The organism is Streptomyces sp. AM 2-1-1 (assembly GCF_029167645.1).
Classification (GTDB): Bacteria; Actinomycetota; Actinomycetes; order Streptomycetales; family Streptomycetaceae; genus Streptomyces.
On record NZ_CP119147.1, the window covers coordinates 7026116 to 7050402 of the forward strand.

14 protein-coding genes are annotated in these 24287 nt (G+C 72.3%); 6 read left to right on the forward strand and 8 right to left on the reverse strand.

Translation table 11 applies throughout. The features are described 5' to 3' along the window. Nucleotide 1: 1 nt before the first annotated feature. From PZB77_RS30300 to PZB77_RS30315, 4 genes are read right to left on the reverse strand one after another with little or no spacing between them, the layout of a single operon-like run. Nucleotides 2-3040 carry an amino acid adenylation domain-containing protein gene (locus PZB77_RS30300; RefSeq protein WP_275495815.1) on the reverse strand — a complete coding sequence of 1013 codons (3039 nt, stop codon included), beginning with the start codon at nucleotides 3038-3040 and terminating at the stop codon, nucleotides 2-4. After that, nucleotides 3041-4540: a class I adenylate-forming enzyme family protein gene (locus tag PZB77_RS30305; protein WP_275495816.1), complete on the reverse strand. Its 1500-nt coding sequence runs from the start codon at nucleotides 4538-4540 to the stop codon at nucleotides 3041-3043. Further along, complete coding sequence (locus PZB77_RS30310; RefSeq protein WP_275495817.1) at nucleotides 4537-10089, reverse strand: non-ribosomal peptide synthetase/MFS transporter; 5553 nt, start codon at nucleotides 10087-10089, stop codon at nucleotides 4537-4539. The genes PZB77_RS30305 and PZB77_RS30310 overlap by 4 nt, the downstream gene beginning before the upstream one ends. Continuing rightward, on the reverse strand, nucleotides 10086-11465 hold the full coding sequence (locus tag PZB77_RS30315) for a condensation domain-containing protein (RefSeq protein WP_275495818.1): 1380 nt from the start codon (nucleotides 11463-11465) through the stop codon (nucleotides 10086-10088). The genes PZB77_RS30310 and PZB77_RS30315 overlap by 4 nt, the downstream gene beginning before the upstream one ends. 1197 nt (nucleotides 11466-12662) lie before the next feature. Between PZB77_RS30315 and PZB77_RS30320 the strand changes: the two genes are divergently transcribed. Further along, the gene (locus PZB77_RS30320; protein WP_275495819.1) at nucleotides 12663-13514 is read left to right on the forward strand and encodes a nuclear transport factor 2 family protein; all 852 of its coding nucleotides are present in this window, start codon (nucleotides 12663-12665) and stop codon (nucleotides 13512-13514) included. Nucleotides 13515-14575: 1061 nt separating this feature from the next. Here the strand turns inward: PZB77_RS30320 and PZB77_RS30325 are convergent. Next, nucleotides 14576-15082, reverse strand: a complete 507-nt coding sequence (locus tag PZB77_RS30325; RefSeq protein WP_275495820.1) for a TspO/MBR family protein — start codon at nucleotides 15080-15082, stop codon at nucleotides 14576-14578. A 108-nt stretch (nucleotides 15083-15190) separates the two neighbouring features. Further along, nucleotides 15191-15610, reverse strand: a complete 420-nt coding sequence (locus PZB77_RS30330; protein WP_275495821.1) for an arsenate reductase ArsC — start codon at nucleotides 15608-15610, stop codon at nucleotides 15191-15193. A gap of 94 nt (nucleotides 15611-15704) precedes the next feature. Here PZB77_RS30330 and PZB77_RS30335 point away from each other — a divergent pair, with 94 nt between their 5' ends. After that, complete coding sequence (locus PZB77_RS30335) at nucleotides 15705-16013, forward strand: metalloregulator ArsR/SmtB family transcription factor (RefSeq protein ID WP_275495822.1); 309 nt, start codon at nucleotides 15705-15707, stop codon at nucleotides 16011-16013. Continuing rightward, the gene (gene arsB / locus PZB77_RS30340; protein ID WP_275495823.1) at nucleotides 16010-17122 is read left to right on the forward strand and encodes an ACR3 family arsenite efflux transporter; all 1113 of its coding nucleotides are present in this window, start codon (nucleotides 16010-16012) and stop codon (nucleotides 17120-17122) included. The genes PZB77_RS30335 and arsB overlap by 4 nt, the downstream gene beginning before the upstream one ends. Before the next feature lie 550 nt (nucleotides 17123-17672). On the opposite strand, the gene PZB77_RS30345 is transcribed toward arsB, so the two are convergent. After that, nucleotides 17673-18044, reverse strand: coding sequence for a metalloregulator ArsR/SmtB family transcription factor (locus PZB77_RS30345; RefSeq protein WP_275495824.1), 372 nt, complete (start codon nucleotides 18042-18044; stop codon nucleotides 17673-17675). Between the two features lie 867 nt (nucleotides 18045-18911). After that, the gene (locus PZB77_RS30350) at nucleotides 18912-19595 is read right to left on the reverse strand and encodes a ScbR family autoregulator-binding transcription factor (protein ID WP_275490496.1); all 684 of its coding nucleotides are present in this window, start codon (nucleotides 19593-19595) and stop codon (nucleotides 18912-18914) included. A gap of 375 nt (nucleotides 19596-19970) precedes the next feature. Here PZB77_RS30350 and PZB77_RS30355 point away from each other — a divergent pair, with 375 nt between their 5' ends. The 3 genes from PZB77_RS30355 to PZB77_RS31330 all read left to right on the forward strand — a co-directional run bounded on the left by PZB77_RS30355 (nucleotide 19971) and on the right by PZB77_RS31330 (nucleotide 23754). Next, complete coding sequence (locus PZB77_RS30355; protein ID WP_275496287.1) at nucleotides 19971-20672, forward strand: response regulator transcription factor; 702 nt, start codon at nucleotides 19971-19973, stop codon at nucleotides 20670-20672. Nucleotides 20673-22609: 1937 nt separating this feature from the next. Next, nucleotides 22610-23539 (forward strand): cytochrome P450, encoded by a 930-nt coding sequence (locus tag PZB77_RS30360; protein ID WP_343299891.1) that lies wholly within the window; start codon nucleotides 22610-22612, stop codon nucleotides 23537-23539. Next, nucleotides 23443-23754 carry a cytochrome P450 gene (locus PZB77_RS31330; RefSeq protein ID WP_343299892.1) on the forward strand — a complete coding sequence of 104 codons (312 nt, stop codon included), beginning with the start codon at nucleotides 23443-23445 and terminating at the stop codon, nucleotides 23752-23754. Before PZB77_RS30360 ends, PZB77_RS31330 begins: the two co-directional genes overlap by 97 nt. Nucleotides 23755-24287 lie beyond the last annotated feature (533 nt).

The window sequence follows — 24287 nt, forward strand, 5'->3', positions numbered from 1 at the left end:
GTCACTCCTTGCGCAGTGCGGTGACGGCGGCGGTGATGCCGTGCACGGTGGGGGCGTCGAAGAAGACGTCGAAGGGGAGGTCCACGCCGAGGGCGCGGCGGATGCGGGCGGCGATGGCGGTGATGGTCAGCGAATGGCCTCCCAGGTCGAACAGGTCCTCGTCGGGGCCGAGGTCGTCCAGCTCCAGGACCTCACGCCAGATGCCGAGCACCACCTCGGCGGTGGGACCGAGCGCCGCCCTCTCGTCGCGGCCCGCCACGGCCCCGCGCTCCGGGGCCGGCTCCGGCAACGCGGCCCGGTCCAGCTTGCCGTTGGGTGTGAGCGGAAAGGCGTCCAGCACCGTGTACGAGGCGGGAACGGCGGCGGCGGGGAGCACGGCGGCGAGATGGGCACGCAGTTCCTCCGCCGCGGGCGCCGGACCGGCCGGCACGACGAAGGCGCTCAGCCTGCGGTCGCCCTCCACGCCGTGCACCGTCGCGGCGGCCTGGGCGACGGCGGGGTGCGACGTCAGGCGCGCCTCGATCTCGCCCAGTTCGATCCGGTGGCCGCGCAGTTTGACCTGGGTGTCGGAGCGGCCGAGGCAGACGAGGCCACCGCCGGGCAGACGCCGGACGAGGTCGCCGGTGCGGTACAGCCGCGACCCCGGCGGGCCGTACGGGTCGGGTACGAAACGCGTCGCCGTCGGGCCGGGGCGGCGGGTGTACCCGTGGGCCAGGCCCGCGCCGCCGAGGCAGAGCTCACCCGGCAACCCGTACGGGACCGGGCGCAGCCGCTCGTCGAGGACGTAGGCGCGCGTGTTGGCGAGCGGTTCGCCGATGAGGACCTGTCCGTCGTCGGTCACGGCAGGTTCCGCCAGGGTGGACCAGATGGTGGTCTCGGTCGGGCCGTAGACGTTCACCAGCCGTGTGCTCACGGCGCCCAGCTCCCCGGCCAGGGCCTCGGGCAGCGCCTCCCCGCCGGTGAGCGCGGTGAGCCCCGCCGCGTACCTGCCGAGACCCGCGTCCAGGAGCGACCGCCACCCGCTGGGGGTCGCCTGGACGTGGGTGACCCCCTGACGGCCGATGAGGGCGAGGAGGGCGGGGCCGTCGCTGTGGCCGCCCTCCGGCGCGAGGACGACGCGCCCGCCGCTGATGAGCGGCAGGAGCAGTTCGACGGCGGAGATGTCGAAGGAGAGCGAGGTGAGAACGAGCCAGCGGTCCTCGGGCCCCGAGCCCAGATGGTCGCGCAGGGAGCCCAGGACGTTGGCGAGCGCCGAGTGCGGCACCTCCACCCCCTTCGGCCGCCCGGACGATCCGGAGGTGTAGAGCACATAGGCGGGATGGGCGGGCGTCGGGCCGGGTGGCAGTGGCGGGGTGCCGGTGCCGTCGGGTGCGAGAGCTGACGGGGCGAGGTCTCCGGGGCCGACGGGGTGTGCGGTGACGCGGAGCGAGAGACGGGAGTCGGCCCGGAGGAACGCCAGTCGCTCGGCCGGGTAAGCGGGGTCGAGCGGCAGATAAGCGGCCCCGCAGGCCAGCGTGGCGAGCACGGCCACCACCTGGTCGCGCCCACGCGGCAGCTCGATGCCGACGAGGGCACCCGGCCCGGCGCCCCGGCGGCCCAGCGCGGCCGCCGCGTGCGCGACGAGAACGGAGAGTTCGCGGTAGGTCAGGGCCTCCTCGTCGCAGACGACGGCGATCGCGTCGGGACGGGCCGCCACCGCTCCGGCGAACAGCGCGGGCACGGTGCACCGGGTGAGGCCGGGACGCGGCTCCGGCGCGGTCAGCTGCGCCGACCGTTCCCCGTGTGTCAGCAGCGGCAGATCGCCGACCGGTGTGCCGGGTTCGGCCAGCGCGCCGTCGAGGAGGGTCGTCCAGTGATCCGCGATGCGCCGCGCCGCGTCCGCGGTGAGGGCGTCGGCACGGAACTGCAGGCTCGCGTCCACCTCGGAGCCCGAGTCGACGAGCTGGAGGTGCAGGAGATTGCGCGCGGTGCCGCAGAAGCCGAGCCAGCGGACCTCGGCGCGCACCGCCGGACCGAAGTCGGGGTGCGGCTCCGCGGCCGGGCGCCGCCGGTAGCTGAGGGAGAGGGGGGTGAGCGCCGTGCGCGGGGTGAGCCCGCGCACGGCGCGGCCGAGCGGGACGGCCCGGTGCCGGTACAGGGCGCGCAGCCCGGCGCGCACCGTCCGGGACCAGGCCGCGAAGGAGACCCCGTCGCTCGCCGCGCTGAAGAGGGGCAGCTCGTTGACGGCCAGGCCCACGGCGACCTCCGCGCCGCGCGGGCGCAGCGAGAGTTCGACGGCCGTGACGGGAGCCGGGTCGCCGTAGCGGGCGAGCAGCGCGTGCCAGGACGCCGTGAGCAGTTCGAAGCGCGTGAGACCGAGCCGGTGCGCCACCGCGTCCAGCAGGGAGGTGCGCTCGGAGCCCAACCGCCACACGATCTCCGCGCCCGGTGCAGGAGAGGTGCCCGGCAGGGAGGAGGTCGCGAGCCCCGGCAGCGGAGGGGGACCCGGATCGTGCCAACGGGTGGCCCAGAACGCCTCGGCGTCCGCGACAGCTTCGGCGTCCGCGACCGCGTCCGCGGACGGATCGAGCCCCGGGTGCGGGCGGACCGGAGCGAGCGGGTCTTCCCGGTAGGCGGTGGCCAGGTCCTCCATCAGCCGGTCCTTGGACTCGCCGTCGACAACGAGGTGATGGGCGGTCAGGGCCAGGACGTGCCGGACGGGGGACAGCCGGACGAGGAGGAAGCGGTGCGCCGGCCCGCCGGTGAGGTCGAAGGGGAGGGCCCGCTCCCGGGCGAGGAGCACGTCGAGTTCGGCGGCGGTGCACTCGGCGGTGCGCAAGGACGACGATCCGGTGCCGGCCCCGGGGGCGCCGTCGGGGCCGAACACCGTGGTGAGGACCGGGTGACGGGCGGCGACGGCCGAGCACGCCCGGGCCATGCGGCCGGCGTCCAGGTTGCCGTCGAAGTGAACGGTCAGGGTCAGGTGGTAGGCGGAAGCGGTGTCCAGGGTGCGCTCGGTGAGCCAGACGCCGTGCTGGGCGGAGCTGAGGGTCGCGTTCACTTAGGTGGCCTCGGGATCGTCTTGGGCGAGGATGCGGCGCAGTTCGCGTTTGAGGACCTTGCCGCCCTCGTTGCGCGGCAGTGCGTCGCGGAACAGCACGGTGGCGGGCAGTTCGTGAACGGCCAGCCGGTCGAGGAGGAAGGTCCGCAGGGCGGTGGCGGTGAGCGCCCCGTCACGGACGACCACCGCGGCGACGACGCTCCCGAGCACGGGGTGCGGCACCCCGACCACGGCGGCGTCACGGACCTGCGGATGGGCGTGCACGGCGTCCTCGACCTGAAGGGTGGAGACCTTGTGGGCACCCGACTTGACGACGTCGCCCTCCCGGTCGAGCAGGTGCAGGAAGCCCTCGTCGTCCACGCGGCCCAGATCGCCCATACGTGTCCAACTCCCCTGGAAGACCTCGCCGTCCGCCTCCCCCACGTACGCCCGCGGAGCCGCCGCCGAACGCAGCCACAGCTCGCCCGGCTGCCCCGCGGGCACCGGTACGCCCTCGGGCGTGGTCACCCTCAGACCCGTCAGGGAGACCGGGCGGCCGGGCGAGTGGGGACGGGCCGGGTCGAACAGCAAGGTGATCTGCGCGGGCGCGGCCTCGGTGGAGGTGTAGTAGTTGACGACCTGCGCCTTCGGGAAAGCCCTGCCGAGCCCGAGCGCGACCGGCTGGGGCAGGGCGGCGGCCGTGGAACCGACCAGGCGCACGGCCTCCCGCGCGTCCGAGGATCCGGCGTCGGTGAGGGCGGGCGACGCCAGCAGTTCGATCGCCATGGCGGGCACGAGGAAGACGCTCCCGACGTTGTGCTCGGACAGCAGCCGGAGGAAGCGGGCGGGGGTGAACTGTGGAGCGGTGACACAGGTGGCGTGCGCGTTCAACGCGTCGACCAGCATGGTCTGTCCGGCGTTGGTGCCGACCGGGAAGGCGTGCAGGAACGCGGCCGAGTGGCGCAGCGGCCGGCGCCGCTCGTCGAGCGTGCAGCCGTACGCGAGGTTGGCGTGGCGGGCACCGACGGCCTTGGGAGTCCCGGTGGTGCCCGAGGTGTAGAGGATCTGGGCGAGATCGCCGGGTCGGGGGGCGGGCAGATCCGGCCGCGAGGGGTGTCCGTCGGCGTCGGACTCCGTCAGCACGGTTGTCCCGGCCGGAAGCGCGGGCGGCAGGTCACCGCCTCCGTGCAGCAGGAAGCGGGCCCCGGCATGCGCGAGCACGTACGCGGTGGTGGCCGGCGCGGACCGGTCGGAAACCGGGACGGCCACCCCGCCCGCGCTCAGCACCGCCAGGAAGGCGACGGCGAACTCCGTCCATCCGCTCGTGCCGTGATGGAGTACCACCCGGTCCCCGGGCTGCACCCCGGCCGAGCGCAGAGCGGATGCGTACGCCCCCGAACGGGCGTGCCACGAAGCGAAGTCGAGCCGTTCGCGGCCGGTGACGAGTGCGGTGCGGTCCCCGTGCGCGCCGGCGCGGTGGGCGAGCAGGGCGGGCAGCGTGGCGACCGCGTACCGGGTCATGGCCGGCTCGCCTTAGCGCGGCGGGCGGCGGCGATGCGGGCCCGCTCGCGCAGGCCGACCAGGTCGTCCGGCTCTGCCTCGGGCACGTCCCGGTCGAAGCGCGCCAGCACCGGAAGGCGCAGGCCGAGCGCGACCAGCGCGAGCATGGCACAGCCGAACAGCACGTACATCAGGGCGATGCCGCGTCCCGGGCCGGTACCGATCAGCGGGCCGAAGACGGGCGCGAGCATCCCGTCGGGCTCCATCAGGGGCCCCAGCAGCGAGGAGCCCAGCGGGGCGATGACCCCGTGTCCCAGCGGCAGGGTGGACCAGGCGACCAGGGTGTTCAGGGCGAAGACACGGCCGTGGAAGCGCTGGGGAACCTTGACCTGGACGATGGTGGAGTAGACGCCGTTGACGAGGGAGAGCGCGAAGGACATGCCGAACGCTCCGGCGGCGATCACCCAGAGCCCGGCGTGCAGTCCGGTGACGGCTCCGGCCAGCGCCAGGAGCGCCGCGAGGCCGAGCATGCCCCGCATCCGGTGACGGCGCGGGCCGCCCCAGAACCCCATGACGATGCCGCCCAGGATCGCGCCCGCACCGCCCGCGACGGCCACCCGGGCCGCGCCCTGGAGGTCGTCGAAGGCCAGGACCAGCGGGGTGATGAGCAGGAAGAGCGGCGAGAGGAAGAGGTTCAGTCCCGCGAACCACAGGAGCATCGCCCGGAAGCCCCGGTTGCGCCAGGAGTGGGCGAACCCGTGCCGGATCTCGGAGACGAGGGATTCGCGCCGGGTCCACGGCAGGGTCCGGGGGAACTTGACCGCCAGCAGGACGCCGACGGCCAGGACGTAGCTGACCACGTCGATGACGAGGATGCCGCGCAGACCGATCGCCGCCATCAACGCCACGGCCACCAGGGGCACGACGAACTGAGCTGTTCCGAAGGCAAGTTGGACGATCCCGTTGGCGTGACCCAGGTACTGCTTGGGTACGAGCTGCGGGACCGCGGAGGCGTAGGCGAGCCGTTGGAACGTCAGCGCGAGGGAGAGCACTCCGAGCAGCACGTACACCTCCCAGGAGTGCAGGTTCCCGGTGAGGAGCAGGGCCAGGAGGGCGGCCTGCGTGGTGCAGGCGGTGATGTCGCCGGCGAGGAGCACCCTGCGCCGGTCCATCCGGTCGACGAGTGCCCCCGCGAGCGGGCCGACGAGGATGCCCGGGACCATCGCGACGACCGCGTACAGCGCGTACCGGGTGAGGGAGCCGGTGTTCAGCAGGATCCAGAGGGGCAGCGCGAACTCGGTCAGCGCCGAACCCGTGATGGAGACCAGCTGGCCGCTCGCGACCGCGAGGAACCGGCGCATGCTCGGTTCGGGCCCGGTGTCCGGTTCCGCCCCCGTGCGCGGTTGCCCCCGGGGCCCGTCGCCGGCCGAGGCCGACTCCGCGGCGACGGGCCCGCTGTCGTCCTGGAACCACCAGGAGTGCAGCGGATCGCGGGCGGGCAGCTCGTCGGTCCGTCCGTCGCGGACGGCGAGGTGCACCGTGGTGACGGCCTCGGCTACCTCGGCGGCCCGGTACTTGAGGAAGAAGTGGCCGCCCTGGTCGAGCACGGCGACGGCTGAGCGCTCGGCCAGCAGCAACCACTCGCGGTAGCGTTCCTGGTAGAAGTCGGCGGCCGGGTCCTGGTCGCCGACCAGACAGACGAGCGGGGCGCGCAACCTGGGGGCACCGTCGGCGACATCGGCGATGGCCCGGGTGAAGTAGTCCTCGGCCGCCTGCGTGTCGCGGCGCATGTTGCCGATGATGAAGGCGGCCTGCTCCTTGTCGAGGCCGGAGGTGTTCACCCCGAGGCCGATGAGCCAGTTCGCGTAGACCCGGTCGCCGAGAAGCGGTTCCAGGGAGGCGACGCGGCTGAGAGCGTTGAGCACGCGGCTGCGCGGCCGGGCGAAGGGGAACTGGGCACCGGCGTAGACGGCCTCCAGCGGATGACCGGCCGCCTCCAGCAACCGCGAGACGGCGATCGCCAGGGCCGTACCGACGGCGCAGTGGCCGTAGACCACGACGGGCCCCCCGGTCCGCTCCCGCACCTCCGCCGCGATGCGCCCGGCCAGTTCGTCGAACGGCACGGACTCCTCGGTGACGCCGACGTCGTGGCCCGGAACGGCGACCGCCCACAGCTCGGTGTCGGAGGGCAGCGCGTCGGCGACGGGCTGGTAGACGACGGGGCTGCCCCCGCCGTAGGGCACGCAGACGAACGTACGGCTGCGGTGGGCGGCGGACACGGGCGGGGTGAGCCGGTGCAGCAGCGGCCTCGGAGCGTCGTCGTGCTCGTCCCGGGCGGCGAACGCCGCCAGGTCGCGGACGGTGGGGTGGGTGAAGAGGTCCATGACACTGACGGGCCGGGCGCCCGCCTCCGTCAGCCGGCCGCGCGCCCTGGCGACGACCTGGGTGGCGAGGAGCGAGTGGCCGCCGATGTCGAAGAAGTCCTCGTCCGTGCCGACCTCCGTCAGGCCGAGCACCTCACCCCAGACATCGGCGAGCAGGCGTTCGATTCCGGTGGCGGGCCGGGTGGCGCCCGCCGCGCGCCGCAGCTGGGGCGCGGGCAACGCGTGGCGGTCGAGCTTCCCGTTGGGAGTCAGCGGCAGGACGGGTACGACGGCCACCACCGAGGGGACCTGGTGGTCGGGGAGCAGCCGCTTGAGGGCCGTACGCAGCCGTGCCGGCTCCAGTTCCCCGGAGCCCGCCGCGGCGACCACGTACCCGACGAGGCGCTTGTCGCCGGGCCGCTCCTCACGAAGGACGACAGCCGCGTCCGCGACACCGGGCTGGGCGCGCAGCGCGGCCTCGGTCTCGCCCGGCTCGATGCGCAGCCCGCGCAGCTTGATCTGCTCGTCCACGCGGCCCAGGTGCTGGAGAGTGCCGTCGGGGAGGCGGCGGGCCAGGTCTCCGGTCCGGTAGAGGCGGGAGCCGGGCGGACCGTACGGGTCGGGCACGAAGCGGGCCGCGGTCAGACCCGGCCTGCGGTGGTATCCGAGCGCGACCGGGGTACCGCCGATGTGCAGTTCTCCGGGGGCGCCGGGCGGCACCGGACACAGGGCGGTGTCCAGCACGTACAGCCGCGTGTTGTCGATCGGCAGCCCGATCGGCACCGTCTCCAGCGGACCGGCGCACTCCCAGGAGGAGACGTCGACGGCGGCCTCGGTCGGTCCGTACAGGTTGGCGAGGGCGCAGTGCGGCAGCCTGCCGGTCAGCTCGCGAGCCGTGTGCGGCGGGAGGGCCTCCCCGCTGCTGATCACCCGGCGCAGCGCCGTGCACCGTTCGACGCCGTCTTCGGCGAGGAAGACCGTCAGCATCGCGGGGACGAAGTGTGCGACGGTCACACCGGCGGTGGCGATGAGGTCGAGCAGGTAGCCGGCGTCCTTCTGGCCGCCGGGCTTGGCGAGGACGAGGCGCGCCCCGGTGGTCAGGGGCCAGAAGAACTCCCAGACCGACACGTCGAAGCCGACGGGGGTCTTCTGCAGAACGGCGTCGTCCGGGCCCAGCCGGTAGGCGTCCTGCATCCACTGGATGCGGTTGGCGATGGCCCGGTGGGTGTTGGGCACGCCCTTGGGGCGGCCGGTGGACCCGGAGGTGTAGATGAGGTAGGCGGGGTCGTCGGGGGAGGGTGCGACCGGCCGGCGCCGCGACCGGGGCGGCTCCACCGGATCGTCCAGCAGCATGATCTGCGCGGTGCAGCCGTGCGGGGTGGACAGTCCGCGCTGCGTGAGCAGGACGGGCGCGTCGCTGTCGGCGAGGAGGAAGGCGAGGCGCTCGGCGGGATAGCCCGGTTCCAGCGGGGCGTAGGCCGCGCCGGTGCGCAGGATCCCGAGCAGGCCCGCGACGAGCTCGGGTGAACGTTCGGAGCAGATGGCCACCAGGCTGCCCGGTCCGACGCCCTCGGCGGCCAGGCGCGCGGCGATCCGGTCGGCCAGCGCGTCGAGCTGCCGGTAGGTGAGGGCCGCCCGGTCCTCGACGGCCACGGCGACCGCGTCCGGCGTACGGGCGACCTGCTCGGCCACCAGGGCGGTGAGGGTGGTGGGGGCCCGGTCCAGAGCGGTGTCGTTGAACCGGCGCGTCTCGGTGTCGCGTTCGACCGGGGTGGGTCCGGCGAGGCCGGACAGCGGGGTCTCGGGAGCGTCCGCCACGGACCGCAGCACCCTGCCGAGGTGGTCGGCGAGGCGCGCGATGTCACGGGCGTCGAAGAGGTCGGTGTTGAAGTTGAAGGAGCCGTGCAGCCCGTCGGGCCACTCCTGGAGGAAGAGTTCCAGGTCGAAGCGGGTGCCGCTGGCCCGCACCCCGAACGGTTCGGCCGTCAGGGCGCCGTCCGGCCCCGCGTCGCGCTGGGTGGCGTAGTTCTGGACGGCCAGCACCGCCTGGAAGACGGGCGGCCGCGAGACGTCGCGGGGCACCTTCAACTCGCTGACCAGCTGCGCGAACGGCAGCTCCTGGTGCGCGTAGGCGTCCAGGCAGGTCTCCCGCGTGCGGCGCAGGAGTTCGGTGAAGGACGGATCACCCTCGAGGCGGGCCGGCAGTGCGAGGACGTTCACGAACATCCCGACCAGAGGCTCGAGTTCCGGTTCGGAGCGTCCGGCGACGGGAGAGCCGACGGCGAAGTCGCGCTGGCCGCTGAAACGGGCGAGCAGGATCTGGAACGCGGCCAGGAGCACCATGTGCACGGTCGCGTCGTGCCGCCGGCCGAGCGCCGCGAGCCGGTCGAGGAGGGACCGGTCCACCGAGAACGCGTACCCGGCGCCGTCGAAGGTCTGACGGGGCGGCCGGGGACGGGAGAAGGCGAGCTCCAGCGGCTCGACCCCGGCGAGCTCCCGCGACCAGTGGGCGACCTCGGCGGCCAGCCGCTCGCCACTGAGCCGCTCACGCTGCCACAGCGCGAAGTCCCCGTACCGCACGGCCAGTTCCGGCAACGGATCGGGCTCGCCGGCGACCCGTGCGGCGTAACCGTGCAGCACCTCGCCGAGGAGGATCTCGCTGGACCAGCCGTCGCTGACGCTGTGGTGGACCACCAGGAGCAGTACGTGGTCGTCGGGGGAGAGCCCGATCAGCAGGGCACGCAGCAGCGGGCCGTGCTCCAGGTCGAAGGGGACGGCCGATTCCCTGTCCACCAGGCGTTCGGCCTCGGCCGGGGAGCCCGCCTCCACCCGCGTCAGGACCGCCGGACCGGACGCGTCGACGACCAGCAGCGGGCGTCCGTCGTCGGTGGCCGGGTAGCGCGACCGCAGCGTCTCGTGCCGGGCCACGGCGGCGTCCAGCGCGGCGCGCAGCACCTCCCCGTCCAGCGGGCCGCGCAGGCGCCGGACGACCGGGATGTTGTACGCGGCGGTACCGGGGGCGAACTGCTCCATGAACCAGAGGCGTTCCTGCGCGAACGACAGCGGGACCGGTGTGCCCGGCTCCCGGCGGGGGATCGTGGTGCGTGCGGCAGGACGCCCGGCGAGGCGGCGGCGCAGCAGTTCCCGCTTGGCGGCGGAGAGGCTGGCGGCGGCGGGTTCCGCCGGGCGGGCTGTGTCGGCGCTCATGAGAGGAACCGGTTTCCTTCCGGTGAGTCCTGCGCGGCCAGCAGCTCTTCGGCGGCCGTGTCCGACAGGGCGTCGATCTCGGCCAGCAGAGCGGCCTCCACCGCTTGTGCGAAAGCGGCACAGGTGCGGTGGGTGAACAGGGTGCGCAGGGACACGCCGAGGTCGGCGGCGGCGCGGATGCGGGCGACGACCCGGGTCGCGAGGAGCGAGTGGCCGCCCAGATCCGCGAAACGGTGCTCACCGAGGGCGCCGCCGCTCTGCGTGTGGACGGTCAGCAGCGTCTGGAAGACGGGCGTACGACCGGTGTCCCGGTCCTGCCGCACCTCCTCGGTCAGCCGCTCGAACGGAACCCGGCCGTGGGTCAGGGCCCGGAGCCAGTCACTCCTGATCCGCCGCAGGACGGCGTCGAACGACCGCGTGCCGGCGAAGTCCGCGCGCAGGACGAGGGTGGAAGAGAAGTACCCCACCGTCCGTTCGCCGTCGACCGTGGTCCGCGCGGCCGTGGGCACGCCCACACAGAAGTCGTCCTGGCCGGTGCAGCGGTGGAGCAGGGTCTGGTAGGCGGCGGCGATCACCATGAACGGGGTGACCCGCCGCGCACGGGCGAACGACTCCACGGCGCTCCCCAGCCCGTGCAGGACCCGCGTGTGGTACGCGCCTCGGCTGCTGGGGAGCTCCGGGCGGGGGTTCTCGTGCAGGAGTTCCAAGGGCTGTGCCCCGTCGAGCAGTCGGCGCCAGTGGTCGAGTGCGGCGGTGGCCTCGGGGCCGTCCAGCCAGGCGCGCTCCGCCGCGGCGTGCTCCAGGTAGGAGGGCGGATCGGTCAGCTCCGCGTCGTGGCCCGCGCGGTGGGCCGAGTAGAGCGCCGCGAGTTCGGAGCGCATCAGTCCGAGCGACCAGCCGTCGGCGGCGATGTGGTGCACCGCGAGAGCGAACGTGTGTGCGTGCGGCCCGGTGCGGAAGAGCGCGGCGCGCAGCAACGGACCCTCCGCCAGGTCGAACGGTCGATTGGTGAACTCGGCCACGTACGCGGCGACATCGGACTCCGGGAAGCCGCGCAGATCACGGCTGGCGAGCGGCACATGGGCCGGCGGTCCGACGACGACGTACGGGCGCCCGTCCTCGGAGGGGAACCGACTGCGCAACGCCTCGTGCCGGCCGAACAGCGCATCCAGCGCGGCCCCGAGGGCCTCCGCCGAGAGAGGCCCGGAGAGCCGGAGCACCAGAGGAATGGTGTACGCGGGGTCCCCCGGCTCGAACTGGTCCAGGAACCAGAGGCGCTCCTGCCCCACGGAGAGAACAGCTCCCGCGCGAGACCCCGTCGGCAGCCCGGTTCCCCCGGGCGCCGAGGGGTGGGGCTGCTGGTCCGATGCGGGCATGACGCTCCTGGGGCCGGGCTGTGGACGGAAAGCCGAACTGGCCGAATCTGTATGCCGGTACGTCCCACGAAGGTGACGCGCGAGGGGTGGGTGCAGCTACCCGGAGAGGGTGCTGTGATGCCGCAGATGCTAGAGAGACACCGAGCGGAGGGTCAATGGTCTGGACCAGAATTCTGGGCGCCGGGTTCGCAACTCCTCCGCCCTCGGATTGGCGGAAAAGAGCTGAAATCAGCTTCCGGGCAGCCGTCCCCGGCCCACCCGACCGGCCGCTCCGGACGGGGCGGCCGCGCAGCGGGGTGCCTGCGGGGCGCCCGCCCCGGCGGTGGCCGTAAGGGCGGCGGTCGAGGTGGCCGGCGTCCGCATCGTCGTTGCGGCCGGCCCGGCCGCGGCCGCCGCGATCGACCTGGAGAGTGAGCCGGAGGAGAGTTGCGTTCTGCTCAAGAACGTCGGCTGCTCCGAGGATTCCCATCGGGTGGGGTCCAGTCCCGTCGATGGAGGACTTCGACAACTCGCCGGCGGTGGCAGGACGTCCCGCGCGCCCATTGCGCCCCGACGCACCCTCGGGCTCGGGCGGTCGGGTGCTGTGCAACGGGTCGCACCGGTGGGCTCCCTCGTGTGGGGGGGACCAGCCCTACCCCCAAGGATGGTGGCGTCCGCCTTCTTCCGTGGGTTCGAGCTCGGAGCACGCGAGGTCGACCGGCCGCACCCGCCCACCTGTCACCCGCATCCGCCGGACGCCGGCTTCTCCGGGCTCGCCCTCCGCCACTCGGCGACGACAGCAGCCGGAACCGGCGCGGACGTGCCACGCCGACGGTGGTTGACGACCCCGCTGCCGAGGCACAGTAGGGGAGTGACCGACTTCGTGCTGTCCGGCCGGTGCACCCTCCCGAAGGACCCCGCCGCACCGGCGCTGCTCGGTCCACGTCCCAGGACCGCCGTGCGAGCGGACTGGTCCCAGCCCCGGAGCGGCGGCGGACGGATCGCCGAGGCGCTGGTGGCGGACCCGCGGACGCACGGCGGTCCCCTGCGGGGCTCCGGTTCCGCTCCGCGTCCCTCTCCTCCCGGGCCGAGCGTGCACGGCACGTGCGGACGACTCGCCGCCCGGGCCGCCCTGCGGCGTGAGCTGCACCTGTCCGCCCCGCCACCCCTTGAGCCCGGGGGTGACGACACATTTCGCCCGACAGCCAGGAGAACAGTATGAGTACTGTCCACCACGCCCTCGCCGCCGAAGACTTCACGGGATATCTGCGCACCTACCACGCCGACGCGTTCGACGGTTCGGAGCCGGTCGAGCAGGTCTGGGACCGCTACCACCTGCCCGAAGGGACCCACGTGGTCAACGGGAAGGCGTGGGACCGGAAGAAGTTGCTGCGCGACATCGAGTCGCGACGGGCCCTGGGCGCGCCGTACGAGCTCCACATCCACGAGGTGAATGTGGAGGGGCGTCTTGCCGCCGCGCGGTACACGGTCAGCACGCCGGTGCTCTGGAAGGTGCAGAGTGCCACGGAGACAGCAGTCTTCGCGGAGATCGCCGAGGACGGCCGGGTGGCGCGCACCACGACCTTCGCGACGACGGGAGCCGGCTGGTCCGGTGCCGGGGGAGAGACACCGTACGACAGCGAATCCCGTCCGGGGCCGGGCACGGTACCGGCGCCGCGCCCCGGGGCCGGCGTCGAACCGACGCCGGCGCAGGACCCCGCGCACTTCCTGCACACCTACTACATGAACGGTTACGACAGCGCGCATCCGGTGGCCGAGGTGTACGACCGGCTCTTCACCCCCGACGCCGTGCACGAGGTGGGAGGGAAGACGATGCAGCGGTCAGGGGTGCTGAGGGCGCTGGAGGAGAGCCGCGCGCGGAAGCACACGTACCCGGTGGAGGTGCACGAGGCCCTGCGGGACGGCAACCGCTTCGCGGCCCGGTACACCACCAGTCAGGGCGGCAAGCCGTCGAAGACCCAGGAGGTCTTCGTCTTCGGCGAATTCGCCGAAGACGGCCGCGTGAGGTTCGCCCGCTTCCTGCTCGAGCCGGGGCGCGGGGCGTTGTAAGGCCTGCGGGAGCGAGTCGACCGTGGCGGAAGCAGGTGTCGCCGGCGAGGACACCCTCGCCGGCGACACCCATCAACACGGGGACGACGAGCGTGGCGAAGAGGAGGACGACGAGCGGAGGACGGGTGCGATCTGTGGGGCCGGCAGGGGAGCGACAGCGAGTACGGGTTGCTCCGGATCGCGCTCCCACTCGGCGTCGCGCCGGAACGGAGCAGCACGCTGAGACCGCCCGCGTCATCCACACCCCGCGTCCGCCGGCGCGGCCTCCGCGCCGAGGATCCCGACACGTGCCGGACCTCGCTGCGCGAGGGGCTATAGTTGATCTTGAGGGACCGGAACGCTTCGGCGGTGCGGTCACCCGTGCGTTGGTCGTCCAAGGAAAGACGCCCCGCTTCCCGCGGGGAAATGCAGGTGCAAGGCCTGCCCAGCGCTCCACGAGGAGCCCCGTTCCTGCCGCGGCAGGAACGGGGCTCCTCTTCGCGGTGTCTGCTGGTCCTTGCTCGGAGGTTCACGGGCGCTGCTGTGGACCCCCGCGCTGAACGCGGCCGTCAACGAACGGCGGTGAACGGCACGTTCACCGCAGGCACGGGTCTGCCTTCTCTCCAGCCCTCGGTCGGCCGGCCGCTCGCGGCCCCAGACGGCCAGCGGCCGGGAAACCCTGGTCTTCGACGCGCACGACCCCACGCCCGTGAAGCCAGGCGCAGGCGCTCCGTGCCGGCACCTCGTCTACACGCTCGATCTCTGGATCCCCTGGGTCGTAGATGCCGGCGTACCGCCTGGTATCGGACGGACGGTGGCCCTCAGAGGCTGGCCCCCGTGATGATCACCGCGGGTGGGCATTGACGACCACCGTCCTCCCGGGCGCCACCCGCACCCTGCGGAAGAACTGGCGGACGACAGGACGCGGAGCCGACGCGGCGTCCATCATCCAGATGGTCGGTGCGCTCCGGGCACGGACCACGGTCGATCGGAAGGGAAGGTCTTCGCGGGCCGGCCCAGGAGCAGGATCCGGGATCCGTGCTCCGCTCGTGAACCGCTCCGACTCACGACCGCTGACCTGGTCAGGCGGGGTTGCGCCGGGCAATGGCGGTGTTCAGGGCGGTGGCGAACACGCACCAGCCGGCGTAGGGGATCAGGACACGGGCAGCGGTCGGATCGGTGCGCGCCATGCGGCGAACCAGTTCGGCGTTGCTGGCGTTCAGCAGCAGGATGACGAGCATCCCGCCCTTGAGGCTGCGGCGGCCGAAGAAAGCTCCGTTCCAGGCCGTGTTCAAGGCGAGGTTGGCCGCCAGGCTGGAGGCCAACCGGTGCCGTGCGCGGCCACGTGCCCGGTTGAGCGCATGACCGCCGGACCAGGCGATCGTGGCGTACAGGGGTGTCCAGACCGCACCGAAGGCCCAGGCCGGCGGCTGCCACGAGGGTTTGTCCAGTCCGCGGTACCAGGCACTGTCCGCGTCGACCGCCTTCGCACCCGCGACCGCGCATGTGGTGACCGCAGCGGCGGTGAGCGCGTACGTTCGCCATGCCGGGGACGATCCGGCGCTTTTCCTTGTACCGAGCAGCCTCATGGATACTCCTCTTCCCCGTCCAGCGCTCGCGGTATCAGGTCGACCCGCCGGCCTAGGAGAGCGGCGGTTCATCCGGCGGGCCGCAGCCGATGACGTCGAGCATCCCGCTCATGCCGTCCTGTCCGGGGCGATCTCGGCGATCAAGCGCTCGACGAGGGTCTTGATCTCGTCGCGGATCGGGCGGACGGCGGCCACGCCCTGGCCGGCGGGGTCCTCGAGCTTCCAGTCGAGGTAGCGCTTGCCGGGGAAGACGGGGCAGGTGTCGCCGCAGCCCATCGTGATGCAGACGTCGGACTCGCGGACCGCGTCGACCGTGAGGACCTTCGGGATCTCGGCGGAGATGTCGATGCCGACCTCGGCCATTGCCTCCACGGCAGCGGGGTTGACGGCATCGCCGGGGGCGGAGCCGGCGGAGCGGACCTCGATGCGGTCTCCGGCCAGGTGGGCCAGCCAGCCGGCGGCCATCTGGGAGCGGCCGGCGTTGTGGACGCAGACGAACAGGACGGACGGCTTGCCGGACTCGGCCATGGTGATCGTTCTCTCTCGTCGTACGACGGCAGCGGCCGCCAGTGACTTCAGTCCTCGCTGGTATCAGCGGGGACTGATGTGACAGTATCAGCGCATGCTGACTTCAGTCGATCCTGATGTGATGCGGGTTCTGGGCGATCCGCTCCGCCTGAAAATCGTGACCCTGCTGGCCCGCGAGACGCTCTGTACCACTCACCTCGTGGACGAGACCGGAGCCAAGCAGACCAACCTCTCCAACCACATGAAGATCCTGCGCGAGGCCGGGGTCGTGGAGACCGAGCCGTGCGGCCGCTACACCTACTACAAGCTGCGCCCCGAAGTCCTGACCGGGCTGTCCGAGCAGTTCGCCGCGCTCGCCGCCTCCGCCCGTACCGCCTGCGAGAACAAGAGGGCCTGCCCGTGACCTCCACCGAATCCGCGGCCGCCCAGGGGGCCGGTCCGTCCGGGGACGACTCGATCGTCAGGAAGCTCTCCACGCTGGACCGCTATCTCGCGGTCTGGATCCTCCTCGCCATGGCCGTCGGTTTGGGCCTGGGCCGTCTCATCCCCGGGATGAACGACGCGCTCGCCAAGATCGAGGTGGGCGGAGTCTCCCTGCCGATCACGCTCGGCCTGCTGGTGATGATGTACCCGGTGCTCGCCAAGGTCCGCTACGACCGACTCGACCGCGTGACCGGCGACAAGAAGCTGATGGTGTCTTCGCTGATCATCAACTGGATCATCGGGCCCGCCGTCATGTTCGCGCTGGCGTGGATCTTTCTGCCGGACCTGCCCGAGTACCGCACCGGCCTGATCATCGTCGGTCTCGCTCGCTGCATCGCCATGGTCATCATCTGGAACGACCTTGCCTGCGGCGACCGGGAGGCCGCCGCCGTCCTCGTCGCCCTCAACAGCGTGTTCCAGGTCGTCGCCTTCGGCCTGCTCGGCTGGTTCTACCTCGACCTGCTGCCCCAGTGGCTCGGCCTGGGCGACGGCCAGGGCCTGGACGTACCCGTCTGGCACATCGCGCTCAACGTCGTCGTCTTCCTCGGCATCCCACTGCTCGCCGGGTACCTCACCCGCCGCATCGGCGAGAAGAAACTGGGCCGCGCCTCCTACGAGCAGCGCTTCCTGCCGAAGATCGGGCCATGGGCGCTGTACGGGCTGCTGTTCACGATCGTCCTCCTGTTCGCGCTCCAGGGGAAAACGATCACCTCGCAGCCGCTGGACGTGGTACGGATCGCGCTGCCGCTGCTGGTCTACTTCGCGATCACGTTCTTCGGGACGTTCCTCCTCGGCAAGGGCCTCGGCCTCGCCTACGACCGCACCGCCACGCTCGCGTTCACGGCCGCCGGGAACAACTTCGAACTGGCCATCGCCGTCGCGATCGCCACGTTCGGTGTCACTTCTGGCCAGGCGCTCTCGGGCGTTGTCGGCCCACTGATCGAAGTGCCCGTCCTGATCGGGCTGGTGTACGTCGCGCTCGTCTGGCGCCGCGGGTTCGCACCTGGGGCGGTGACTACGGCCCCGTGACGCCGCAGGTGGATGGGGTGTTGGTGGTCGGCGGCGGCGGCGGCGGCCAGGCAGGGCTCGCCGTCGACTACCGCCTGCGCCGACGCGGCCTCGGCTTCGTCGTTGCGGAGGTCTGATGCGCCGACTTGCGCGCCGCTCTGGCCCGCTTGGCCCTGCTGGGTGTGCGGGGCTCCGCTGGGCCTGTGTGGGCCGCTGGGCGTGGGTGTGTGGGTGTTGGGTGCGTGGGTGTTGGGTGAAGCGGGGTGCGCGTGCTGGGTTACGGCGGCTGGAGCGGCCGTGTCTCCGGCGCCCTGATCGGTGTGAGCCGTGGGGCCTGTGATGCCGTCCTCGGGATCGCGCGGCTCTGCGGACCGGCCCTGACCGGCTTTGACCGGCTACGGGAGGGGGCGTAGTTGGGGGTTTGGCGAGGACGGCGTCGCGCCGGGCGCTGCGGTGGTGTTCGGTCCGCGCACGTTTCGGTGACGCGGAGTCCGGCCGGCTTGTGCGTGTTGGGCCACGGTTTTCGTCCGTCGTGGTTGGTGTCTGTGGTGTGTGTGGTGTCGGGGTTGTTTCAGGTGGTGGTTGTGGTCAGGAGTTGGTGTATGGCGGTGAGGGTGGAGGGTTGGGCGCGGTAGTAGATCCAGGTGCCGCGTCGTTGGGAGGTGAGAAGTCCGGCTTCTTTGAGTTTTTTAAGGTGGTGGGAAACGGTGGGTTGGGAGACTCCGACGTCGGAGATGTCGCATACGCATGCTTCTCCGTCTTCATGTGAGGCGATGGCGGAGAGCAGGCGCAGACGTACGGGGTCTCCGAGGGCTTTGAAGATCCGTGAGGCCTTCTCCGCTTCTTCGGGGTTCATGGGGCGCTCGGTCGGTGGTGGGCAGCAGGGTGGGGCGCTGTAGGTGTTGGCGGGCTCGTTCTGCGGCGGGCTCTTCGTATTCGACATGCGTCTATGTTGACATGTGTCGAACCAGTGGGGCCAGAGGTGTCATCGCCGTGCGGGACGGCTGGCCGGGCGCCCCGCGACTCGACGCGGTACGCCTACGGCGGGACGCGGCCCGGCAGGAGACGCCAGGGCGCGGCGTGGCGGGGCGCTGCCCGCTGCACGGTAGGACGCTGCCCGGCTCGTGAGGCGTGGCGGTCTGCCTGCGGCGGGAAGTGCCCCGGGACGGCATTCCCTCGGCGCGGTACGGCAGGACGCGAACCTACCGGGCAGGTCTCGTCCCGGCGGGACGTGCCCCGGGACGGCATCTCCTCGGCGCCGCATGGCGGGACGCGGCCTGTGACACGGCGCGGCGTCCCCTGGGACGGTATTCCCTCGGCGGGGCGCGGTAGGCCGCTGCCTGGCTCGTGACGCGAGGTGGTCCGCCTGCGGGAAACGACTCGCCTGGCCGGGCGCGCCCCGGCCTGTGGCATGGACGCGGTCTGTAGCGCGTTGGGGACGTGTCCCGGCACCGCGCGGCGCCTCCTCGGTGCTCCGTGGCAGGACGCGATCCCGGGCGGTGGGACGCGAACCGGGCGGGCAGTCCTCGTCCCGGCGGGACGCGCCCTGGGACGGTGCTCCCTTGGCGCGGCACGGCAGGACGCGATCTCGGGCGGTGGGATGGGCGCGACTCCGGTAGGACGTGGCCGGTGGTGGTGTCCCTTGGGTGTGGTCCGGCGGGTTGTGTCTCGGCGGGTTGGGGGGCGGTGTGGGTGGGTGTTCGTGGTGGGTTGGGGGTGGGTGCGGGTCCTGGAGTGTTGGGGGGTGTGGGTGGGGGGTGTGGGTGGGTGGTGGTGCGGGGGCGGGGCGGGGGTGCGGGGTGGTGGGTGGTTAGGGGTGGGTGGGTGGGGTGCCGTTGAGGTGGAGGTGGGTGAGGGTGGTGGGGGTGACGGTGTGGTGGAGGAGGTGGTGGAAGAGGTTGGTGATGGTGGGTGGGGTGAGCCAGTTTTTGTTGTGTCGGGCGAGGGTTTCGTAGCCGATGGTTGCTCCGGTGATGGTTTGGGCGAGTTGCCAGGGTGTGGTGTGGGGGGTGAGGGTTCCTTGGGTCGCGGCGTGGGTGAGGGTGGTTTGGACGTAGCTCTGCCAGGTGTGGCGCAGGTTGAGGCAGGTGCGTTCGCGGGCGTCGCTGTTGAGGCGGAGGCCGGCGCGGGTGATGACGTCGTGGTGGAGGGTGCGGGCGAGGGCGTGGGTGGTGTCGATGAGTGTCTGGAGGGCGTTGTGGGGGGTGTGGGGGGTTTGCCGGGCTGCTTGGTGGAGGTGGTGGAGGGCTGTTTCCTCGACGGCGTCGGCGAGTTCTTGTTTGTTGGGGAAGTGGAAGTGGAGGGCTCCGCTGGTGACGCCGGCCGCGGCGGTGACCTCGCTGAGGCGGGTCCGTTCGTATCCGTTGGTCTCGAACTGTTCGGCGGCGGCGTGCAGGAGGGCTCCGCGGGTGCGCAGGGAGCGTTCCTGTCGTCCTTTTCCGGTGCGGTGGGCGGGGGGCTGTCCGGGATCGTCCATCGGCTGTGACGGCAACATGAAGACATCAGTACTAAGAAGAATCATTTGATGCCAGCCCGCCGAGGCCTATGTCCCTTATGAGTATTTTATAGGGACTTTCGCGCCAGGCTGGCCGGAAGTCGTTTTGAGGCGAAAAGGAAGAATGCCCGTTGCTGATGGGTTGATAAACCCGCAGAGTGTACTTTTCGTCCGCGTCAGGACCTTTGACAAAAACATTCTTCGGCGTCTTATAATCGGTTGACGGGTTGCGTGGTGATCCACTCGAGGGGAAATGAAGCCATGGCTGGCGACACAGGCCTGCTTGCGTACCGTGTTCCCGGCGTGCGTGGGGGTCAGGGTGAGGCGCGCGGCGGGCCGGGCGGGGTGCCGGGTGGTGTTCCGGGCCGGGCGGACGTGGTGCCGGTGGGCGCCGAGGGGGGCGGGGGCTGGCGCGTTCTGGTGGTGGAGAGTGATCCGGCCGAGGCGGATCCCCTGATGCGGGCTCTGCGCCGTCATGGTCACCGGGCGGCGGGTGCGGTGACGGGGACGGCGGCTCTTCGCGCTTACGGGCAGGCGGATCTGGTCCTCCTCGATCTGGATCTTCCCGATCTGGACGGTCTGGAGGTGTGCCGGAGCATCCGCCGGGTGGATGACATCCCCGTGATCGCGGTGACTTCCCGGGACAGTGAACTCGACCGGGTGCTGGGCCTTCGCGCGGGAGCGGACGACTATCTGGCCAAGCCCTACGGGCTGCAGGAGCTGATGGCGCGCATGGAGGCGGTCATGCGGCGCTTCCGGCCGCACGCTCCCGTCCCGGGCGGGCCGGGCGGTGGGGTCACGGCGTGCGGCGGGCTGCGGATCGACACCGAGAGACGCAGGGCGACCCTGGCCGGCCGGCCGCTGGATCTGACGCCCAAGGAGTTCGACCTCCTGCACCTGCTGGCCGCGCACCGCGGCGGCGTGGTGCCCCGCAAGCTGCTGATGCAGGAGGTCTGGGCCGGTTCCTGGTCCCGGCGCACCCTGGACACCCACGTGTGCAGCCTGCGGAACAAGCTGGGCTCGGGCGACTGGATCCTCACCGTCCGCGGGGTCGGATTCCAGATCGGACCACGCTGACAACACGACAACCCCACGGCACGACGGCGCAGCCGGCCGGCCCCGCCGTCCCCCTCCGCGACCCCCCACCCCCTCCGCCGCGACACCCCACCCCCTTGGCCACGACCCCCGCCGGCCGGCCCAGGGGTACCCGCCGCGACCCCCACCCCCTCCGCGACACCTCACCCCCTCCGCCGCGACACCCCGCCGACCGGCCCGGGGGTACCCGCCACGACCCCCCACCCCCTCCGCGACCCCCCACCCCCCTCCGCCGCGACACCCCGCCGCCCGCCCGGGCGGTACCGCAGCGACCCCCCACCCCCCTCCGCCGCGACATCCCGCCGGCCCGCCCCGGGCGGTACCGCCGCGACACCCCACCCCCTCCGCCGCAACATCCCGCCGGCCCGCCCGGGGGCACCCGCCACGACCCCCACCCCCTCCGCCGCGACATCCCGTCGGCCGGCCCGGGGGTACCGCCGCGACACCCCGCCCCGCTCTGCCGTCTCGCGCCGGGATGCCCGCCGCCGTCCGGGCGCGGTTGTCGGGTCCGGTCGGTGATCGGTGTCTGGGCGCGGCTGTCATGGCCGGTCGTCGGTGATCCGCAGGGGGTCTCCCTTCGCCACGGGGTCCGCTCGGCCCCGGCGGCTCGTGCACCGCCCTGCGGTCACCGACTTCGGGTCGACAAGGTCATCGGCACCCTGTTGCGCACCCGGGCCGCCCGGATCATCGCCGGCCGGACTACTTGCTGCGGGGCCGCCGGGCTGGGAGGCGCGCAGCCGGGAGGCGGGGGCTCTGGTCAGGCACTGGACGAGCAGCTGCCACAGCTCCTCGGGCAGCCCGGGATGCCGGGATGCCGGGGGCCGGGGGCGGGACGGTGGTCGCCGTGACGTGCCGGCGCAGTGCCGGGCCGGGTGGCTGCCGCCGAAGGAGGCGAACCCGAACCGGGTGAGCGGCGCGTGGAGACGGTGGCGAGGGGGTGCGGATGTCGACGGCCGCACGCGGCGGGAGCCCTTCCACCCACTGCCCGCCCCGGTGGCCACGGGGGAGGAGCAACCCTCCCCGGCCCGCGGGGAGGAGCAACCCCCCGCTGGCCGGGGGAGGGGAGGAGCGACCCGCCCGGTGGCCGCGGGGGAGGAGCAGCCCGTGGCCGTGGGGAGGAGGGGACCCTCCCGGTGGTTGCGGGGCGGTGAAACCTTGCTGGTGGTCGTGGGGAGGAGCAACCCTCCCGGTGGCCGCGGGAGAGGGGAGTGACCCTCTCGGCGGTTGCGGGGGAGGAGTGATTCTCCTGGTGTCCGCGGGGCGGTGAAACCCTGCTGGTGGGTGTGGGCAGGAGGGACCCTGCTGGTGGCTGTGGGGGGAGGGACCTTCCCGGTGGCCGGCCGGGTGGGGAAATCCTTGTGGTGACCGGGGCGGGAGGGGATTTCCCGGGGTCCTGCCGGGTGGGGCGTGTGTGCTTGGCGAGGGGTGGGTGGCTGGTGTGTTCGCGCGTTCATCGCGGGGCCGGCCCGTTGTCCCGGGTCCTCCGGGCGGGCTGTTCGTGAGGAATGGGGATGGCGGGGGAGTGGGGGGTGGCCGTCGGGTTGTTTTCCGCCCGGGTGGGGTGGTGCGTGAGTGTTCTGCTGTGACGCAGGAGGTGTTTTCCGGACGCTTGTCTTTCTGCTCGAAAAGGGTTTTCCCTATTTCGTGCCCCGGGTAATATCGGGTGGAATCCCGGCCCTGTTGACGAGGGCCGGGAAATGGAGTCTGCTGGGCGTCGGCCCGTACATCGGCCGCGCCGTTCTCTGGGAATTGGCGGGGCCGGATGCTGTGCGTGCTTTGTCATCCTCCTATCGAGAGCGGGAACACCGGTGAACGTCCAGTCCGTCCAGTCTTCAGTCCTCTCTTCCGATCTCGTCCGGATCGACGCTCTGGGTGCGGATCCGCACGGGGAGATCGCGCGTATACGCGGGTACGGTCCCGTGGCGCGGGTCGTGCTGCCCGGCGGTGTCGTGGTGTGGTCGGTCACGGGCCATCGGGAGATCAAGCAGTTGCTGGCGGACCCGCGGGTCTCGAAGGACGCGGAACAGCACTGGCCGGTCTGGATCAACGGTGATGTCCCGGCCGGCTGGCCCCTTTCTCTCTGGGTTTCGGTGCGCAGCATGATCACCGCGTACGGCGAGGATCACAAGCGATTGAGAAAGCTCACCGCGAAGGCGTTCACCGCGCGCAGGATCGGTGGACTCAGACCGAGGGTCGAGGAGTTCACCGGTCTGCTGCTGGAGGAACTCGCCGCCGCCCCGGAAGGCGAGGTGGTGGATATACGAGAAGGCTTCGCCGCTGTTCTGCCCGTGCAGGTCATCTGCGATTTGCTCGGTATTCCGCAGGAGGCGCGCCGCCGGCTCCAGGACACGATCGGCCTCACCTTTCTCACGGACGTGCCGCCCGAGACGGTGGAGCGGAACGTCGGTGAGCTCTACGCGGCACTGAACGCCCTGGTCGATTCCCGGCGCGCCACGCCGGGCGACGATCTGATCACCTGCCTGATCGCCGCGCGGGACGAGGAGGTGGAGGGGGGCCTGACCCAGGAGGAGCTGGTGGACACCGTCCTGCTCATCATCTCCGCGGGCTACGAGACGACGGTGAACCTGCTGGACCACGCCGTGCACAGTCTGCTGCGCCATCCCGGACAGCTCGCGCTGGTCCGTGAGGGCGTCGCGAGCTGGGACGACGTCGTGGAGGAGACCCTCAGGTGCGAGCCTCCCGGTTTCCACGTCCCTCTGCGGTACGCGGTCCAGGACATCGAGGTGGGGGTGTGGTCGTCGCGGCCGGGGACGCGATACTCGTCTCGCCGGCGGGGGCCGGACGCGACCCCGAGGTCCACGGCCGGAACGCGGACGTGTTCGACGTAACCCGCGGCACGCGCCGGACCCACCTCACCTTCGGCCACGGGGTGCACCACTGCCTGGGGGCCCCACTGGCCAGGATGGAGGCGGTCGTCGCCCTCGAAGCCCTCTTTCGCCGGTTCCCCGGCCTGCGGCTCGCGGAGCCGGAGCAGCCCTTGGCGCCGCTGCCGTCGTTCCTCTCGAACGGCCACCTCCGCCTCCCCGTACTGCTCCACGCCTGAGCCCCACCACCGTCCGGGCCGGCCACCACCGTCCGGGCCGGCCACCACCGTCCGGGCCGGCCACCACCGTCCGGGCCGGCCGGGGCCGGCCCGAACAAGGTCCGCCCCGCCAGGCTGAGGGATGCGGGGTCCACGGCCCCGCACCCCTCCCCGTGCCCGCCCCGGACCTGCCTGGGAAGCACCCCTTCACACCACGGAACGCGGAGCGTCGCCCCCACCGACGGCGGACGTCGCCGCCACGCGGACGGTGAGCGTGGCCCACGGGGGAGGAGCGTCCGCCCTTGCGGACGGCGGGCGTTGCCCCCACGGGGGTGAGCGTCGCCCCACGGACGAGGAGCATGGCCCCCGCGGAAGGCGGGCGTTGCCCCATGGACGGTGAGGGTGGTCCACGGACGAGGAGCGTCCGCCCACGCGGACGGGGAGTACGGCCCCCGGCGGAAGGCGGGCGTCGCCCCCACGGACGGTGAGCGTGGTCCACGGACGAGGAGTATGGCCCCCCTCACGGACGGCGGGCGTTGCCCCCCACGGACGGT

Bases quoted from the DNA above. Each gene is read 5' to 3' on its own strand.
- PZB77_RS30305 (WP_275495816.1), bottom strand. From the start codon at position 4,540: ATGACCCGGTACGCGGTCGCCACGCTGCCCGCCCTGCTCGCCCACCGC.
- PZB77_RS30310 (WP_275495817.1), bottom strand. From the start codon at position 10,089: ATGAGCGCCGACACAGCCCGCCCGGCGGAACCCGCCGCCGCCAGCCTC.
- PZB77_RS30315 (WP_275495818.1), bottom strand. From the start codon at position 11,465: ATGCCCGCATCGGACCAGCAGCCCCACCCCTCGGCGCCCGGGGGAACC.
- PZB77_RS30320 (WP_275495819.1), top strand. From the start codon at position 12,663: ATGAGTACTGTCCACCACGCCCTCGCCGCCGAAGACTTCACGGGATAT.
- PZB77_RS30325 (WP_275495820.1), bottom strand. From the start codon at position 15,082: ATGAGGCTGCTCGGTACAAGGAAAAGCGCCGGATCGTCCCCGGCATGG.
- PZB77_RS30330 (WP_275495821.1), bottom strand. From the start codon at position 15,610: ATGGCCGAGTCCGGCAAGCCGTCCGTCCTGTTCGTCTGCGTCCACAAC.
- PZB77_RS30335 (WP_275495822.1), top strand. From the start codon at position 15,705: ATGCTGACTTCAGTCGATCCTGATGTGATGCGGGTTCTGGGCGATCCG.
- PZB77_RS30345 (WP_275495824.1), bottom strand. From the start codon at position 18,044: ATGTCGAATACGAAGAGCCCGCCGCAGAACGAGCCCGCCAACACCTAC.
- PZB77_RS30350 (WP_275490496.1), bottom strand. From the start codon at position 19,595: ATGTTGCCGTCACAGCCGATGGACGATCCCGGACAGCCCCCCGCCCAC.